This window comes from Pseudomonas sp. NFX183 (assembly GCF_047943075.1).
In the GTDB taxonomy this organism is placed as follows: domain Bacteria; phylum Pseudomonadota; class Gammaproteobacteria; order Pseudomonadales; family Pseudomonadaceae; genus Aquipseudomonas.
Genome location: NZ_CP181333.1, coordinates 861,499 through 877,548 on the forward strand (window position 1 = coordinate 861,499; position 16,050 = coordinate 877,548).

Annotated in this window: 8 protein-coding genes and 1 pseudogene; 4 read left to right on the top strand and 5 right to left on the bottom strand. The window is 62.0% G+C overall.

Going from position 1 to position 16,050, the window contains the following annotated elements:
• The first annotated feature begins 74 nt into the window (after positions 1-74).
• Positions 75-3,163 (top strand): annotated as a pseudogene (locus ACM530_RS04185) (transglycosylase domain-containing protein).
• Between the two features lie 150 nt (positions 3,164-3,313).
• A complete protein-coding gene (locus ACM530_RS04190; RefSeq protein WP_416364314.1) occupies positions 3,314-8,329 on the top strand; it encodes a dermonecrotic toxin domain-containing protein in 5,016 nt (1,671 codons plus the stop codon).
• 138 nt (positions 8,330-8,467) lie between these two features.
• On the opposite strand, the gene ACM530_RS04195 is transcribed toward ACM530_RS04190, so the two are convergent.
• From ACM530_RS04195 to ACM530_RS04215, 5 genes are all read right to left on the bottom strand, one after another.
• On the bottom strand, positions 8,468-8,950 hold the full coding sequence (locus ACM530_RS04195; RefSeq protein ID WP_416364315.1) for a CS1 type fimbrial major subunit: 483 nt from the start codon (positions 8,948-8,950) through the stop codon (positions 8,468-8,470).
• A gap of 5 nt (positions 8,951-8,955) precedes the next feature.
• Entirely contained in the window at positions 8,956-9,714 is a 759-nt protein-coding gene (locus tag ACM530_RS04200) for a molecular chaperone (RefSeq protein WP_416364316.1), read from the bottom strand.
• A 69-nt stretch (positions 9,715-9,783) separates the two neighbouring features.
• Positions 9,784-11,028 (bottom strand): hypothetical protein, encoded by a 1,245-nt coding sequence (locus ACM530_RS04205; RefSeq protein WP_145161458.1) that lies wholly within the window; start codon positions 11,026-11,028, stop codon positions 9,784-9,786.
• A 31-nt stretch (positions 11,029-11,059) separates the two neighbouring features.
• The gene (locus tag ACM530_RS04210; RefSeq protein ID WP_416364317.1) at positions 11,060-13,579 is read right to left on the bottom strand and encodes a TcfC E-set like domain-containing protein; all 2,520 of its coding nucleotides are present in this window, start codon (positions 13,577-13,579) and stop codon (positions 11,060-11,062) included.
• Between the two features lie 120 nt (positions 13,580-13,699).
• Positions 13,700-14,191: a CS1 type fimbrial major subunit gene (locus ACM530_RS04215; protein ID WP_106579440.1), complete on the bottom strand. Its 492-nt coding sequence runs from the start codon at positions 14,189-14,191 to the stop codon at positions 13,700-13,702.
• A 478-nt stretch (positions 14,192-14,669) separates the two neighbouring features.
• Between ACM530_RS04215 and ACM530_RS04220 the strand changes: the two genes are divergently transcribed.
• Positions 14,670-15,242: a PadR family transcriptional regulator gene (locus ACM530_RS04220; protein ID WP_145161452.1), complete on the top strand. Its 573-nt coding sequence runs from the start codon at positions 14,670-14,672 to the stop codon at positions 15,240-15,242.
• Positions 15,239-16,006 carry a siderophore-interacting protein gene (locus ACM530_RS04225; protein ID WP_416364318.1) on the top strand — a complete coding sequence of 256 codons (768 nt, stop codon included), beginning with the start codon at positions 15,239-15,241 and terminating at the stop codon, positions 16,004-16,006. Before ACM530_RS04220 ends, ACM530_RS04225 begins: the two co-directional genes overlap by 4 nt.
• Positions 16,007-16,050: the final 44 nt, after the last annotated feature.

Here is a 16,050-nt window from a genome sequence, read left to right on the forward strand (position 1 = left end):
AATCTTCACAGCGCATCACCAGCGACTAAGCTTGAACCAAGTCCGATCAATCTGCGTGAATGGATCAATCGACTATGGGCGCTTTATGGCAGACCGATTCGAAACCCGCTGTGGTCCAGACCGACAGTGCGGATCCACCGCCATTGCCACAAAGCCCCCGCTCTCGACGCTTGTGGTGGCGGCTGATCGGGCTGGTGCTGGTGCTCGCGTTGGTGGCCCTGGGGTGGGCCGCCAGCCGGGAAATACGCACCTCGCGCCTGCAGGCTGAACACCTGAGCCCTTTTGCCGCGTCACTGAGCTACCGGGTGGAACCTGGCGCGAGTGATGCGATGGTGTATCCCGGCGAGGGTCCTTTTGACCGGCGCCTGGGCTACAGCGCGCTGAATGAATTTTTGCCACGCCTGCTCAAACGCAATTACGTGATTCAGGCACAGTCGCGGTTTTCCCCGGCGCTGATGAGCTACGCCGAGCACGGCCTGTTCGTGCCCTACGCCGAAAAGGTCCAGGCCGGCCTGACCATCACCGACTGTCGCGCGGCGCCGCTGTACGCTTTCAGTTACCCACAGCAACTCTATACAAGCTTTGCTGCCATTCCACCGTTGGTGGTGCACAGCCTGTTGTTTATTGAAGACCGCGACCTGCTGGACCCCAAGCGTCCAATGGCCAACCCGGCGGTGGATTGGCCGCGCTTTGCCAAGGCCGCCTGGTCGCAGGTGGCCAAACTGCTGCATCTGCCAGGGCAAACCGCCGGCGGCAGCACCCTGGCCACCCAGCTTGAAAAGTATCGCCATTCGCCCGACGGCCTGACGCTGTCCGGTGGCGAAAAAATCCGCCAGATGATGTCTGCCAGCGTCCGCGCCTACCAACCGGGGCCGCAGACCCTGGACAGCCGCCAGAACATCGTGCGCGACTACCTCAACAGCGTGCCGCTATCGGCGGTACCGGGCCATGGTGAAGTGCACGGCATGGCCGAAGGTTTACGCGTGTGGTACGGCGCCGACTTCAACCAGAGCAATGCGCTGTTGAGCGGCAACGCGCCCAAGGACCTTCCAGCAAAAGGCCTGGCGCTGCGCGAAGTGCTGTCGCTGATGATCGCCCAGCGCCGCCCTTCGCATTACCTGACCAAGGGCCGCGATGAGCTGGCGCAATTGACCGACAGCCATATCCGCCTGCTGGCACAGAACAACGTGATCGATCCGGCGCTGGCCAAGGCCGCCCTCGCCAGCCATGTCACTTACCGCGACTGGCAGCAACAACCGACGCTCCAGCCGGTGGAAACCAACAAGGCGATTAACGTTGCGCGCAGTCGCCTTGCCAGCCTGCTCAACCGTCCGCTGTATGACCTCGATCGCCTCGACCTGTCAGCCACGAGCACGCTGCAATACGACCTGCAAACCCAGGCCACCGAGTATCTCAAGCACCTGGCCGACCCCGCCTTCGCAGGGCAAATGGGCCTGCTCGGCCCGCGCTTGCTCACCCCGCAAAGCACACCTCAAGTGCGTTACAGCTTTACCCTGTTCGAACTGACGCCGGATGGCGCACGGGTACGGGTGCAAACCGACAACACCGACCAACCTTTTGATATCAACGAAGGCAGCAAGCTGGAACTGGGCTCCACCGCCAAGTTGCGGGTGCTGACCACCTACCTGCAAATCATCACCGAGCTGCATGATCGCTATCGCGCGCAAACACCCGCCGAGTTGAAAAAAGTCGAGGTCCCCGAACAAGACCCACTGTCACGCTGGGCACTGGACTACCTGATCCAGAACCCCGACCGCGACCTGTCGAAGATGCTCGACGCGGCCCTCAACCGCACCTATTCGGCCAGCCCCGGCGAAGCGTTTTTCACCGGCGGCGGCTTGCATCACTTTCACAATTTTCGCAATGAAGACAATGGCCGCAGCCCGACCCTGCGCGATGCGCTGCGCGAGTCGATCAACCTGCCGTTCATTCGCCTGATGCGCGACCTGGTGCGCTACACCACCTACTCCGGCGAAGACAACAGCGCGCGCTTGCTCAAAGATGACAACGATCCGCGCCGTCAGGAATACCTGGCCAAGTTCGCCGACCACGAGGCACTGCGTTCCTGCTCAAGTTCTGGAAAAAGTACCGCAACAAAGACACTCAGACACGCCTCGACACCTTCATGGACGGCCTGCACCCCACCGCGATTCGCCTGGCTGCCGTGCACCGCTACCTGCTGCCCCAGGCCAGCCAGGAGAGCTTCAACCGTTTTGTGCGCTCGCATCTGAAGAACCCCAAGCCCCCCGAAAAGCTCACGGACGAGCGCCTCGAAAAGCTCTACCAAAGCTACGGCCCCGGCGCCTACGACCTGCCGGACCAAGGCTACATCGCCAAGGTGCACCCGCTCGACCTGTGGCTGCTGGGCTATCTGCTCAACCACCCCGACGCGACCTTCGGCGAGATCGTCAAGGCCAGCGAATTCGAACGCCAGGAAGTCTACAGCTGGCTGTTCAAGAGCCGGCACCAGAGCGCGCGCGACAGCCGCATCCGCACCATGCTGGAGATCGAAGCGTTCCTGGAAATCCATCAACGCTGGCAGGCTGTCGGCTACCCGTTCGACCACCTGGTACCGTCGCTGGCGACCGCCATCGGCAGCTCCGGCGACCGCCCCGCCGCCCTCGCCGAACTGATGGGGATCATCCTCAACGATGGCGTGCGCATTCCAGTGCTGCGCATCGACAGCCTGCATTTTGCCGCCGGCACGCCGTATGAAACGCTCGTGATCAACGACCCCAACCGTGGCAAGCGCGTGATGCCCAGCGAAGTCGCCACGGCGCTGCGCGGTGCGCTGTCGCAGGTGGTGGACGCAGGCACGGCGAAACGCGTGGCCGGCAGTTTCAAACTGGCCGACGGCGCGCCGCTGGCCATGGGCGGCAAGACCGGCACCGGCGACAACCGCATCGAAGCCATGGGCGCGGGTGGGCGCATCCTCAGTTCCAAATCGATCAACCGTACTGCAACGTTCGTGTTCTACATCGGCGAGCATCACTTCGGCACGCTGACCGCCTTCGTCCCCGGGGCCTCGGCCGAGCATTTCACCTTCACGTCGGCATTGCCGGTGCAAGTGCTCAAAGGCATGGCGCCGATCCTGACGCCGTACCTGCAGCCGGGCACGCAGACGCTGTGTGTGGCGCGCTGAATCCAGGGTGTCAGTTATGTATTTTTCACCCTCGAATTGTTGACTGTTACGCGCGTTAAAACCCGCGTAAGCCGCTATTTTTAAAGCTTATTTTAGCCTCGGCGCGTGAATAGACTCAGGGAGTCCCCACTCTCTGTTCAGGTTCACACCATGCCTACCGATTCCTCCGCCCTGCCGTTCCAGGGCCGTCATTTCGAGTTGATCCAGAACGCGTTGCCCGACTGGGTAAAGGGCACCACAGCGGCGCGAATTGGCGCGCTCAAACGCCAGGGTCTTGCATCTGCGGCGCCTTACTTCGAGACCTCGCCGGCGCAGCACGTGTCACTCAAGCGCGCCGTCGCTGACCATTGGCACGCCCAGGCACCGCTGGACAAACGCCTCGGCCCGCTCAACGACTTGCGCGCCTTTGCCGAGCCGCTGCTCAAACGAGCGCTGTTCACGCACTACGGCGAGGTCGATGTACGCAACACCTGGCTGCGGGTGTACGTAGACGCCTCCAATGCCTGGTGGGTGATCAACGTCAAACGAGGCGTACAAAGCAAAACCCTGTCGTTGCTGGACATGGCCCTGCATAACTTCGCCGCCGGCGACACCTTCGTCGACCACGCCTTTTTGGGCCCGGAAGACGCCCGTGGTCAGCGCGACAGCCTGACGATACGTGGCCGGCCCGGTGGGCCGATACTGACGGCGCAGCGCTTCAAGGCCGTGTGTCGATCCCTGGACATCGGCGGCCTTTACCAGGCCCGGCTCCAACGCGCGCTGGGGTTCGATCAGCCGGCGCTGGCCCGCACCGTGCGCGACGAAGTGGTCAGCCAGCTCAAGGCGGATTTGCGCAGCAGTGCGCACCTGGGCCTGCACAGCGGTCATCTGGCAAACGACGCCCATCACGCGTTGCTGAGGTTCATCGACACACCGCTGGGCCTGTCACTCGATGGCCACACCCTGAGGTGTCATACGCTGAGCCTGGCTGAGTGCGAACTGAGCGGGATTATGCTGTTCGCCACGCCAGAAGAGCACGGCTCCGCCCGTGGGCGGCTGATTGCCTGGGTGCCCCAGGACCCCGAGCATCCGCTCAAGCAGTACCCGTCGCCGATTGCCTTCGTCGAAGAGCTGACGCGTCAGTTGCACAGCGGCCCGGCGTATCAGGCGTTTTTCAGTCAATTTGTGGCGCACGCCGAGCGCGGCGTGTTTTTCTCGCGGTTGCAGTCGCGTGCACATCTGCCATTGCGCCTGGTGGACATTGACCGGGATCACCCCAACCGCGCCGCTGACCCGGCGCGAGACGACCCGTGGAACTACCTGCACCGGGTCAAGCTCAACAAGATCGTCAACGACGCCCGGGAGCTGGCGGTATCCACTGCCTACGTCGACCGGCTGGCACGCTGGGCCTGGTGGGACAACCTCGAGCAGATACTCTCGGACGTCCTCAATGCGGCCTTGCTGGTGGTCACACCGTTCGTGCCGGTGGTGGGCCAATTGATGCTGGCCTACAGCGCCTATCAACTGTGCGACGACGTTTTCGAAGGCCTCCTCGATTGGGCCCAGGGCAATGTGCAGGAAGCTGGCGAGCATGTATTGGGCGTAGCTGAAAACCTGATTCAGCTCGCCTTGTTTGCCGGTGCGGGAAAAATCGGCGAGGTCGCGCGCCTTAAACTGTCGGCGTTTGTCGAAGACCTGCATCCGGTGCAACAGGCCGACGGCACGCTCAAATTGTGGAACCCGGACCTTGCGCCCTACGCTCAATCCAGCCCGCAGGGGCCCACGGACAAAACCCTGTTGCCGCTGGAGGACCGGCACTATCACGTGCGCCACGATGCCCAGGCCGACGAGCATCGCGTGGTGCACCCGACACGTGAACAGGCGTATCAGCCCTGGGTAAGGTTCAATGCCGACGGCGCGTTTTTGCACGAAGGCGAACAGCCGCAACGCTGGGACAGCCAGACCCTGATGCGCCGTATTGGCCCGCGTGTAAAAGACTTCAGCGACCAGCAACTGGCCGACTTGCGCATTGCCAGTGGCACCGATGAAGGCGTGCTGCGCGCGATGCACCTCTACAACGAGCCCCTGCCCCCCTTGCTCGCCGCCAGCCTTGGCCGCCTTGAAGCCCAGCGCTATCCCGAAGCCATCAGCCGCAAGGTTCGTGCAGGCACGCCACTGCCAAACGGACCATCATCGGATTGGTTCCCGCAGCTCATCACCGAGTTGCCCGGCTGGCCGCAGGACAACGCCCTGAAGGTCTGCCTCAATGATGATCTGTCGGGACCGGCCCTCACCTTCGGCAACGTCAACGCAACCCAGGCCGGCACCCTGACCCTCAGCCTGTCTCAGACGCTGTCCGGGACCCTGCCTGAACGAGTGCTGGCTTTTCTCGACGACGCCGCGATACGCAACTTGCTCAACGGCGATGTCCCCAAGGACCTTCGGCTCACCGCCCTGCGCGATCAATTGGCCGACCGGGTGCTCAGCTACGCCCCCGAGATTGCCGACAAGGTCTACAAAACCCGCGAAATCACCGACAAGCCCAGCCTTGCGACCCTGCGCAAGCCCTTCGAGTACTTGGACTCCAACGCAGCCCTTGCCCTGCTCGGCAGCGCCACCGGCGAGGAGCACCAGGCGCTTGCCCAACGACAACTGCCGCTGCGCCTGCATAACCAGGCGCGTGAATTAGGCTTTGCCAACCAGTCGGTGCTGGCCTTCCAGGGGTTTGACTGGCCTTCGCCGTTGCCGACCCCGACCGAAAGACTGGTGCTCAACACCTTGAAGTTTCACAGCGACACCTTTGCTCGGTTGCGCATTGAAATCCGCGAACAGGCGGTGACAGGTCGCGTGCTGTGTGAAGCCGGGCCGGCGACTGCCGACATCACACGCGTGCTGATTCGCAAGGCGCGCGGCTATGAAGTGCTCGACCCTTTGACTTCACGGCCGTCATCGCTCATCGACCTTTACGAGGCGATCCTGCAAGCCCTGCCCGCTGACCGGCGCGACGCATTGGGTATGCAAACGGGCGAAGGTCAAGCGCTCAAGCATTGGCTCAAACAGCGCATGACGTCCCTGGCCGAGCGTCGCAAAGTCCTCGCGCAACCGCCCGTGCCGATGGTCCAGGGCCGCGAAACTAGCCGCCTGCTGGGTGGCCCGGCAGCCAGCCGCTGCTCGGCGTTACCCGCCCAAACCCATACCGAGCACGCCCGGCAAACCCTGCAACTGTTGTTTCCACACTTGAGCGAAGCACGCTTGAACCGATTTCTGGAGGACATTCCCCAGGCACAACTGCGCCATACCCTGAACACGCTGGTGGTGGAAAAACAGCAACTGCATGTGGACCTGATGAACTGGCAGAACTCGCTCATCCTCGGCGTCGCGGACGCCGCCGATGACCACGAAGCGAGGGTGTCCAGAAAGCACCTGGCCCATCGGATCATGCGTTGCTGGGTTGACCGGTTTGCTGAATTCACGGACGGCCGCGGTGCTGTCCAGCAAGGTGCCACACTCAACTTCAAAGGCTTGCGCCTGCCGCCCAGGCTCCCGACGCTGAGCGCCAGTTTCGAGCACGTGACATTTCTGGACGCCAGCCAGTGCGGCTTCGGCGAACGCCACAGTGATTTCCTCAAGCACTTCCCCTCCTTGCGCGGCCTCAACCTGGCTGACAATCGCCTCACGCAGGTGCCCAAGGCGCTGGAACAGATGCGTTTTCTCAAGGCGTTGAAACTGGCAGGCAACAGACTTGCACTGACGGCGGAGGACGTGACGCGGTTAAAAAAACTGCGGCGCCTGAAGAGCCTCGACCTGAGCAACAACCCTTTGACCCTGGCGCCCGACATCAGCCATATGCCCGGGTTGCACCTGCTTTACCTCCGCGGCACGCGCCTGGCTACCTGGCCCCAAGGGTTGTTCGCACACCCGCGCAATGACGCCTTTGTACTCGACCTGCGCGGCACCCGGATCAACCGCCTGCCCGAGGTCGCAGCCGGTTCCGCGCAAGGCAGAGTGGTGGCCCGCGCACGCCTGGATCGGCGCACCCTGCCGGACGAGCAACGCCTGCGCTATGAAACTTTGCGCGTGGCCGCAGGCCTTGATCCCAACCGTACGTATGAGCCGCTCGGTCACAACGCATTCTGGACGCAGGGCCTGCAAGGCGCCGATCTTCAGGACGCTCAAGCCCTGTGGCAGGCAGTGGAGCAGGAACAGGGTTCCCAGGGCTTTTTCGAAGTCATTGAAGCGCTGGAGATTGAGGGCGTTTTTGAGACTGACGCCGACCGCCAACGCTACGCCGTCAACCGCCCACTGCTGACCCAGCAGGTATGGCGCCTGCTGTGGGCAGCCCATGAAGACACCGAACTGCGTGAGCGCCTGTTCAAGATGGCGAGCTTTCCCGGCCTGTGCCCAGATGCCGGGGCACAGATTTTCAATGAAATGGGTATCGAGGTCATGGTCAGCGAGATCCGCCGTGATACCGCAACCGCTGCTGAGCTGGAAAGCCGTCTCGTCACGCTGGCCAAAGGCAGCGCCCACCTCAAACAACTGGCGAAGGCCGTGGGCCAGGAAATCGCCCGACGCCTGCGCCCGGTGGCCGAAGGGGGCCTTGGGCAGCGCTTCAGATCGCAAGTGCGCGACGGGGTGCCCGGCGAGGTTGATGAGGTGGATATTCACCTGGCCTATCAAACCGCCCTCGCCCGCCGTCTCGACCTGCCCTGGCTGAGTGATCACATGCTTTACCGGGTCAACGCGGCTGTCAGCGCTGCCCAGATCGAGCAAGCCTACAGCGTGGTGCTGGAGCTGGATGAGGGCGACGGCCTGGTCAACCAGATGCTGCTCGAACCCTGGTGGGAACAGCACCTGCGTGACGCTTACGACAGCCAGTACCGTGACAACGAGCGTGAGTTCGGCGAGCGCTTCCTGGCGCTGGATGATCTGCAAACGGCGCAGGCGCAATGGGCCAATGCCCAGGCGTTGCCGGAGCCCGAACGCGAGCGCCTTCGCGCAGCCCTCAAGCACTTGGCCGAGGCGGTGCAAGTGCCCGAAAGTGTGGTGTTCACCGCCGAGCCGATGGACGACGCGCAGTACAACCGGTTGCTCAACGACCTGGGCTACAACGAACAGGAATGGATGCGCCGCCTGACCCGCCGGGCGCTCAACGACGCGACGGGGCGCAGCAACCGTTCCCGTTGAAGAAGGTGGCGGTGGCGCGGGGAGGTTGTTCTCGCCACCGTCTCGACGCTTGAAACGGGTCGGTGACTCGATAAAACCAGCCAGCGAATGCGTGCCTCTGGGCAAGTGGCGCTCAACCGTTACCGGTGCACGGTCAACTCAAGGCGCAAGGAAGTCGAACACGATGTGCACCGTGCCGTAATACTCCCCGGCCACGTACCCGCCGACGGGCTTGATCGCGGCGATTTCCAACTCCGCGCGCCGGCCCACGCGCGCCTCGGCGGCGTTGACGACTTCGGTACTCTCAAGGGTCAGCGGCACCTGGTTGAACAGCACCTGCAGATCAATCCGCTGGTGGCCGCTTTGCAGATAGGGCTCGGCCCCCAGCCGCGCGGCAACCGCGCCGGTGAGGTTTTTAACATCAAAATTCTTGCGCAGGCGGTTCAGCTCAGAGGTCACCAGGTTCCAGGCAAGCACTTGATCATGCCCCATCCAATCGGGCTCGGAAGGCAGCACGTAGGCCTCGTGCACCGGAATTGTCACCGAGACATCGAACGCGTGACGGGACTCAATCGCCCAAGCCTGGGCGGCCACCAATAGCAGCACTGCAAACAGCGTCAGCCTTGTGAGTTGCTTGAACATCGTCATCACCCGTTGCTGTTGACCGTGACCGGTTTTTTGTTCTGCCCTTCAATCAGCTGAAAGCCGTAGGTGCGGTCGGTTTTTTTCTCGAACACCAACTGGCGCCCGGGCAGGATGTGATGCTTGGTGGTCGGCAGGCAGTCGCTTTTTGCGGTGAGCGAACAGTCACGAAACTCATCCAGCACCACCACGCTGTTGCCGTTGTTACGCAACTGGTATTGGTTGCCTGTCTGGTTGATCTGCGTATCGAAACGCGTGGCCTTGGGCCGCACGAAAAACACCGTGCCGTAACCCGCCATGACGTTGATTCCGGCCGCGAGGCTGTCCTTGTATTCGGCCCGTTCTTCGTCGGTGATCGCGAAGTTATCGTCCTTCTCCGGCACTACGGGAATAAAGCGCACGCGGAAATAACGCTCCTTGTCCCTCGGCCCCATGTACAACAGGCGCGTGCCCTGGCGCCCGTTGGCCGGCACGATCAGCCGCGCCGGGCTCGCCATCAGGCCGTCGCGCCGGGTGGTATTGCCATCGCTGTCGGTGAGCGATGCAACCGGCACCTCGCGATGGGTGCCATCGGCGTTGTAGACGATCTCCAGCACATCGACGCGGATGAACGCCGTGCTCGTGCCGGTGTTGGACACGCGCTTGAGATAGGAACTGCGATCCTGCTCGAGGTAGTCATACACCACCCCGACGTTGATCGCCGGGGCCGCCTGGGCGCCGAGAGCACAAAGCAACAACCCGATCGATAACACTGCCTGTTTCATGTTTGATTACGCCTCGTTAATTGAACACGGCCCGCGCGATACCCACGAGCCGGGAATGCGGATGGCCGTCTAGACCTGCGAATCCCAGACCACGGTCACCACGCCCGAATAGGTACTCCCGGGCCGTTTGAGCATTTCGCTCATGTCGTCTCGCTGCACTTCGAAGTGCAGGGTGCCGGGCCGGTCATTGATGTAATGCAACGGCTGAAACAGCTCGCTGCCCACGCCATCCAGGCGCAGCGCGAGTTTGTTCACGGTTTGGGCGTACTGATCGACCAGGCCGCTGGGCAAGGTCACCGCGACCTGCAGCGGCACTTCATCACCCTCGGCATTGCGCAGCCCGCAGGTGTTGCCCATGACGATCGAGCATTCGAGCTGCATCTTGAAACGCGAGCTGCTGGCGATGCGGAACGTCTGGTCGCGGTACAAACGCGCCGGTGCCCGCCCCTGGTTGAGCCAGGCTTGCCAGCCGCCCTGGGGGATCAATTCGACACGGTTGCCACCGGGCGGGATATCGACCTTGAGCGCGTGTTCCACGCTCAGCCGAAAATTGAAGGTGGCGACGGTTTCGCTGGTTTGCATCACATCGCCGATGTCGAAATCCCCGCCTGGCCCGAAGGTGTAGGTGAGGCTGCCGGCGTAATCACCGGACCTCATGTTGAGCGGGTTCGGGGTCCTGAGCTCGTAGGCGTATTCAAAATTGCTGTAGTACATCCAGGGTATGTCAGTGCCGGCCGTCACACTGCAGGCACCGGCATTCTCGGGAACGATCCAGAAAAACAACGCAAAGGACGGCGAGGCCGCCAGGTAATTCACGCCCTGGCAAGGCGCTGGCGCATGCTGCCAGTAGTAAGACCACTGAGGCATGCCTGTCGTCGCCCAGCCACTGACTCCCGGTGGGTAGGTGACATCCCAGCGCGCGCCCACACCGGCAATACGCATCTGGACCGTCTCGGTTTCACCGGTCGCCTGGTGGGTGACCTGCAGGTCTCGCCAGGCCGAGGGCACTTTGAAATAAGCGCCTTTGCGCGGCTCGGCATAAGCCAGGACGGGCCCGCTTGACGCCGCCGAGAAGGGCCTGCGAATGGTGAAAATATTCATCTCCTTGCACCGCGCGGGAATATGCCCGGGGCAAATCCCGCTTTCCGGCGTGGTGTTCTCGAATTTGTTGACCATCGGGTTGCCCGGGTCGGGACGGAACACGGCGGTAATCTCCTCGACAAACGCCTGCGCCGGTGTGCTAAACAAACCCATGATCAGGGCCAGCACACGGCACGGCCCCAAGGCGCTTCTGGTTGCAGCGACTGACTTCATACATTCTCCGGTTCAAAAGTGCGGGCAGCCATCAGCCGGCGGTTTCCACGTTGAAGTTGGCTTCGGCCAGCGTGTCGGGGGTGCAACGCAGGTCGCCGATCATCAGCACATCGTTTTCATTCGGGGCGTTGGCCGGGTCGAGGCGGAACTGGCAGAGCAACTGGTTCTGGTAGCGCACTTGCAGGGTGGGTGAGCTGGCGCTCATTTCCATCGAGAAGAACCCGTCTACCTCGCTGACCCCACGGCTGGCGTGGTTGATCACGTGATGCCCCTTGAGCGGCCGACCCTGGGCATCGAGCAGACGCCCCAGCACCGACACGGTTTTCAGCACGGTGACCTTGCGGTAGTCCACCCCGCCCTTGTTCAAGTGATACGTAGTGCGCGCCGGCTGGATGTTGGCGGCGGGCGGGTGATTGCCGTCGAAATCGAAGTTGACGCTGCTGCTTTTGTAGGCGGCCAGCGGCACAAAATTGCGACCGGGGCGCAAGACCGCGCCACCGCCACTGAAGTCATCGGCGCGCAGGGTGATGGCGTCGAGGTCAGTCTCGACATCGATGATCATGCCCGCGCCCGTGCCGTGGTACTGGCTGGTGAGCAACGCCTTGTCGGCGCCGGCCACGAACGTGCTGTTGAGGTTCAGGCCGCCGGTGAATTTATTGTTGAACGAGCTGCGCTGCAGGAAGCCATCGCCGCTGACCGTGTCGGTACTGAAGCTGGCCGTGCCCGACAGGCCAACGCCATAAGTGTCGGTGATGGCAGTGGCCGAAACGCTTTGCAGCAGGTGGTCGGTGAGGTCCTGGCGAAAGGTGACCGAGGCATTGTTGTCACGGCCGCCATCACGCGCCGTGCGAGTGCCGACACTGCCGGACACTTGGCGGCCGTCGGTGCCCAGCGCCAGGCTCAAGGTGACGTCGATGCCACGGTTGCGCTGATCGTCAGTGCCGTTGGTGCCCGGCCGGTCGAACGCCGAGAAGCGCCAGTTGGCGTCGCTGCCCATCAAGGTGCTGCGCCGGTTCCAGCCCAGGTCCAGGCCGGCGCCCACGACATTGCCCTGGCTGTGGGACAGGCGCACGTTCCAGGAGTTGAGCGCATCGACACGGTGGTTGACCGACAACGCGGTGTTGCTGGTTTCGCCGACGAAGGTATTGCGCCGCAACCGCGTGCCGTCGGGCAGCGTGTCATAGGTGTCGCGGGTGTCGAGCCAACTGCGGTTGTGACTGAACACCAGGTTGGTGGTGCCCAGCGTGTAAAGCGCCTGCAGGTCCATCCCGGTGCCGTGTTCCTGTGTCTCATACACGTTGGCGTAGACGCTGGCGTTGTTGGCCACGGTCCAGTCCACCGAACCGCCGTATTGCAATTGCTCACGTACTTCGCGTGCCGACAACCCGAGAATCACCCGCGGGTGCAACAGGTAGTTGACGGAAGCGCCGGTGGTGATGGCGCCTGAGGCCTGGTCGTCCCAGTTGCTGAATAATTTGGTTTCCCTGCCGGCAAACACGTTGTAGCGCCAGCGGTCGTCGGCGTTGCGCCAGTTGCTCGGTTTGTACACCAGCTCCTGAGAGGTACTGACCGTCATGCCGTCTTCCACCAGGCGCACTTCCACCTCATAGATACCGCCGGGCAGTGGGCGGGTGTCGAGCGTCTGCAGGCCGGCCGCCACTGACTGGCTGTTGAGCAGCAGGCCATTGCGGTAGATCTCCACGGACGCCTGACGGTTGGCCGTGACGTAGATCGGATAGACGCTGGCCTTGGCGTTGTTGATCGCCAACGTGTCGGAGCTGCCGTACATCACGCCCAGGGCCGTGTCGGGGCTGGCGCCAAAACTGCGCAGCTGTCGGGTCAGGCCATCGGAATTGGGCGTGAAATGGCCCAGGCGCAGAAAACGCCCTTCGAGCTCGCGCTGGGTATACAGCTCGTGGATCGCGTGGCGCAGGTGCTCTTCGTCGCCGCTCTGGCGGGCCAGCTGCAGGTTGAACACCTGGCTCCAATTGCCCAGGCTGGCGCTCGCCTGCAAACCGTAACGCCCGCCCAGGTCTTCGTCCTGGCCGCCGTTGAGGTTCAGTTGATTGTTGACGATCAAGCCACGGCTGCCGCCTTCCGGCTGCGCGTAGTAGCGCGGGGCGTCATCGGCGTGTTCGACGTTTTGCGTGATGATCGAAAGCTGCGAGCTCTCGAGGCTGTAGTGGGTAGACAGCATCTGCGCGGGGCACGCCTGGCTGCACGCGCCCAGCGCCACACCCTTTTCAAGGATGGCCTGCCAGGTGTCGCGGGTCGCCAGTGGGACTTTGCTGTCGCCCACGTCGGTAAATTCGAGCAGGGTTACGCGGTCATCCCGGGACAACACGATTAACGCCTCGCCGAGTAACTGCTGGTCAAGGTCGACCCGCACGGCCAGCGGTACATCGAAGAAGTGATCACTGAACCCGGTGGGCAAGCCTTGGGCCTGAGCGATCAGACTGCCAGGATTTTCAACACCGGAATTCGGCGCCGCCAGGGCACCCATACAAAAAAAAAGCGCAAGCGCCGCCGCGATGGGAGTCATCGGGAACATGAACACATACTCTGAATGCCAAATGACAAGAATGAAAATCAGGCCGGCGGCCCCTGAACAACCGGCCGGCCTGCTGACGCGATGCCCACGAGCGCGAGGCTCAAGGGGCACTCATTGACGTCAAAGAGCTGGCAGCACCGCGTCAAATACCAGCGGCATAACGCTGGTGTAATTGCCACGCTGATTCGCCGAAGGTTTGGCGGCGTCGATACGCAGTACGGCGCCCAGGCCCGGTGTGGAATCAGCTTCGTTGACAACTTCCTGAGGCGTGCCGCTGAGCACTACACCATTCAAGGTGGCGGTCAGCGGAATGTTTTGCGTGGCATCACCGTTGAACAGCACTGCCGGGCCGCCGTCGATATAGGCGTGAATAGACCCGTTGGTGTTGCGCATGTCGTAGACCGCGGACAACGACGCCAACTCGCCATTGGCCAGGTTATACGACATGGCCTCGTCACGGCCCCAGTTAGGGTCGCGCGGCTGCACGTGGAACACGGTGGTCGGGATGCTCGCCTTGATATTGACAGTGTGATTGGCCTCACCGGCCGCGAACGCCATGGAGGACAGCGCCATGGCAGCCAAAGGGGCAGCAATTGCGAACTTCTTGAACATAGTCGACACCTGTTATTTGCATTGAGTTATATCGCTGAACGTTGAACACAAGACACTGCACAACGTGCGAAGGGCATTACGCGCTCATCAATGTTTGAAAAGCACGGTAATGATCAAGCAATTCAAATAACCAGGATGCCCGCTATTTCTTATAGAGCTGTGGCTTTAATTAGTAAGGCTTGAGGGAAAAAGATGGCACATTGCCAAAACTTTTAATTGATCTGTAAGAACAGGACTACACATCTACATTCGAAACTTTGCTGTGGAATAAAGTCCGTCGGAACAGTACCACAACAGTAACTTTCCGGATAAACATCGGTGCAAAAAAAGTTGAGCATCAACTCTAAATATAATTCACACATCTGAACGCTCTCTTGAAAAGACCAAACGGCTGTTCACCGACCGTTGGTCGCCTCGGCCTTTCGCCGCATAAAGATATATCTTAAGTTCTATCTTAACCCAAACGGAGAAAGCCAAAATGAGAGAGCATCCCCACCAACGCAACCACGGTGATGGCCGTGATGGTTTTGAAAAACGCCCCGGCCGTGAACGCGGTGGCCGTGGTCCACGCGTGTTTGCCCCCGGCGACCTGAAATTACTGCTGCTGGCGTTGATCGGCGAACAGCCCTGCCACGGCTACGACCTTATCCGCCAGATCGAAGGCCTGTTCGACGGCGCCTACAGCCCCAGCCCCGGGGTGATCTACCCGACCCTGACCTTTCTGGAAGAAAGCGAACTGGTGACCGGCGATACCGAAGGCGGAAAAAAACGCTACACAATCACCGACGCCGGTCGTCTTTCCTTAAGCGAGCAGGCGATTGCCCTGGAAGGCGTGCGCATGCGCATCGACGTCAGCAAACGCTCGCTGCGCGGCCATGATCGCCCGCCCGAAATCCATGAGGCGGTGCACAACCTGCGCCATGCCTTGCAGCTGCACCACGGGCGCTGGAGCCCGGAAGAAATCGCGCGTGTCGCGGCCCTGCTCAACAGCACCGCCCAAGCCATTGTCGACGGCCCCGCCGTTCAACCAGTCCATGGGAAAGCTCAATGAATACGCAAGCCATCCACCGCGTCACCCACGAGATCAAGCGCCGCCGCCTGGAAGTGCTGCGCGTGACCGACATCACCCCGCGCATGCGCCGCATCACCCTGGGTGGGCCCGAGCTGGCAGGTTTTATCAGCCTGGGCAGCGACGACCACATCAAGCTGCTGTTCCCGCAGAACGCCGCCGAACAGGCCGCGCTGGAAAGCCCGAACTTCAGCATCAAGGGCGAGGGCCCACAGCCGGCCATGCGCGACTACACGCCACGGCGTTTCGACCTGAACATCGGTGAACTGGACATCGACTTCGTGCTGCACGGCGATGGCCCTGCCTCCACCTGGGCCGAGCAGGTGCAGGTCGGCCAACACCTGTATATCGGTGGGCCACGCGGTTCGATGATCGTGCCGGATATGTTCGACAGTTACCTGCTGATCGGCGATGAAACCGCCCTGCCCGCCATTGGCCGGCGCCTGGAAGAATTACCGGCGGGTCGCAAGGTGCTGGCGGTGCTTGAAATCGCCAATGCCGCAGAACAGCAGGCGCTGAACAGTGCCGCGGATGTGCAGGTGATCTGGGTGATACGCGGTCAGGACGACCTGCTTGAGACCGTTCGCACACTGACGCTGCCGAGCGGCTCGCTGTACTGCTTCGTGGCGACAGAAACCAAGCTGTCGCGCCAAGTGCGCCGCGTGCTGCTGGACACCCATGAGGTCAATGAAGCGTTCCTAAAGGCTGTGGGTTACTGGCGTGCAGAAGGCAGCGAAGAAGAGTAAGCCGATCGAGGTCGACAATGTGGCAGCGGGCTCGCCGCTGCCAC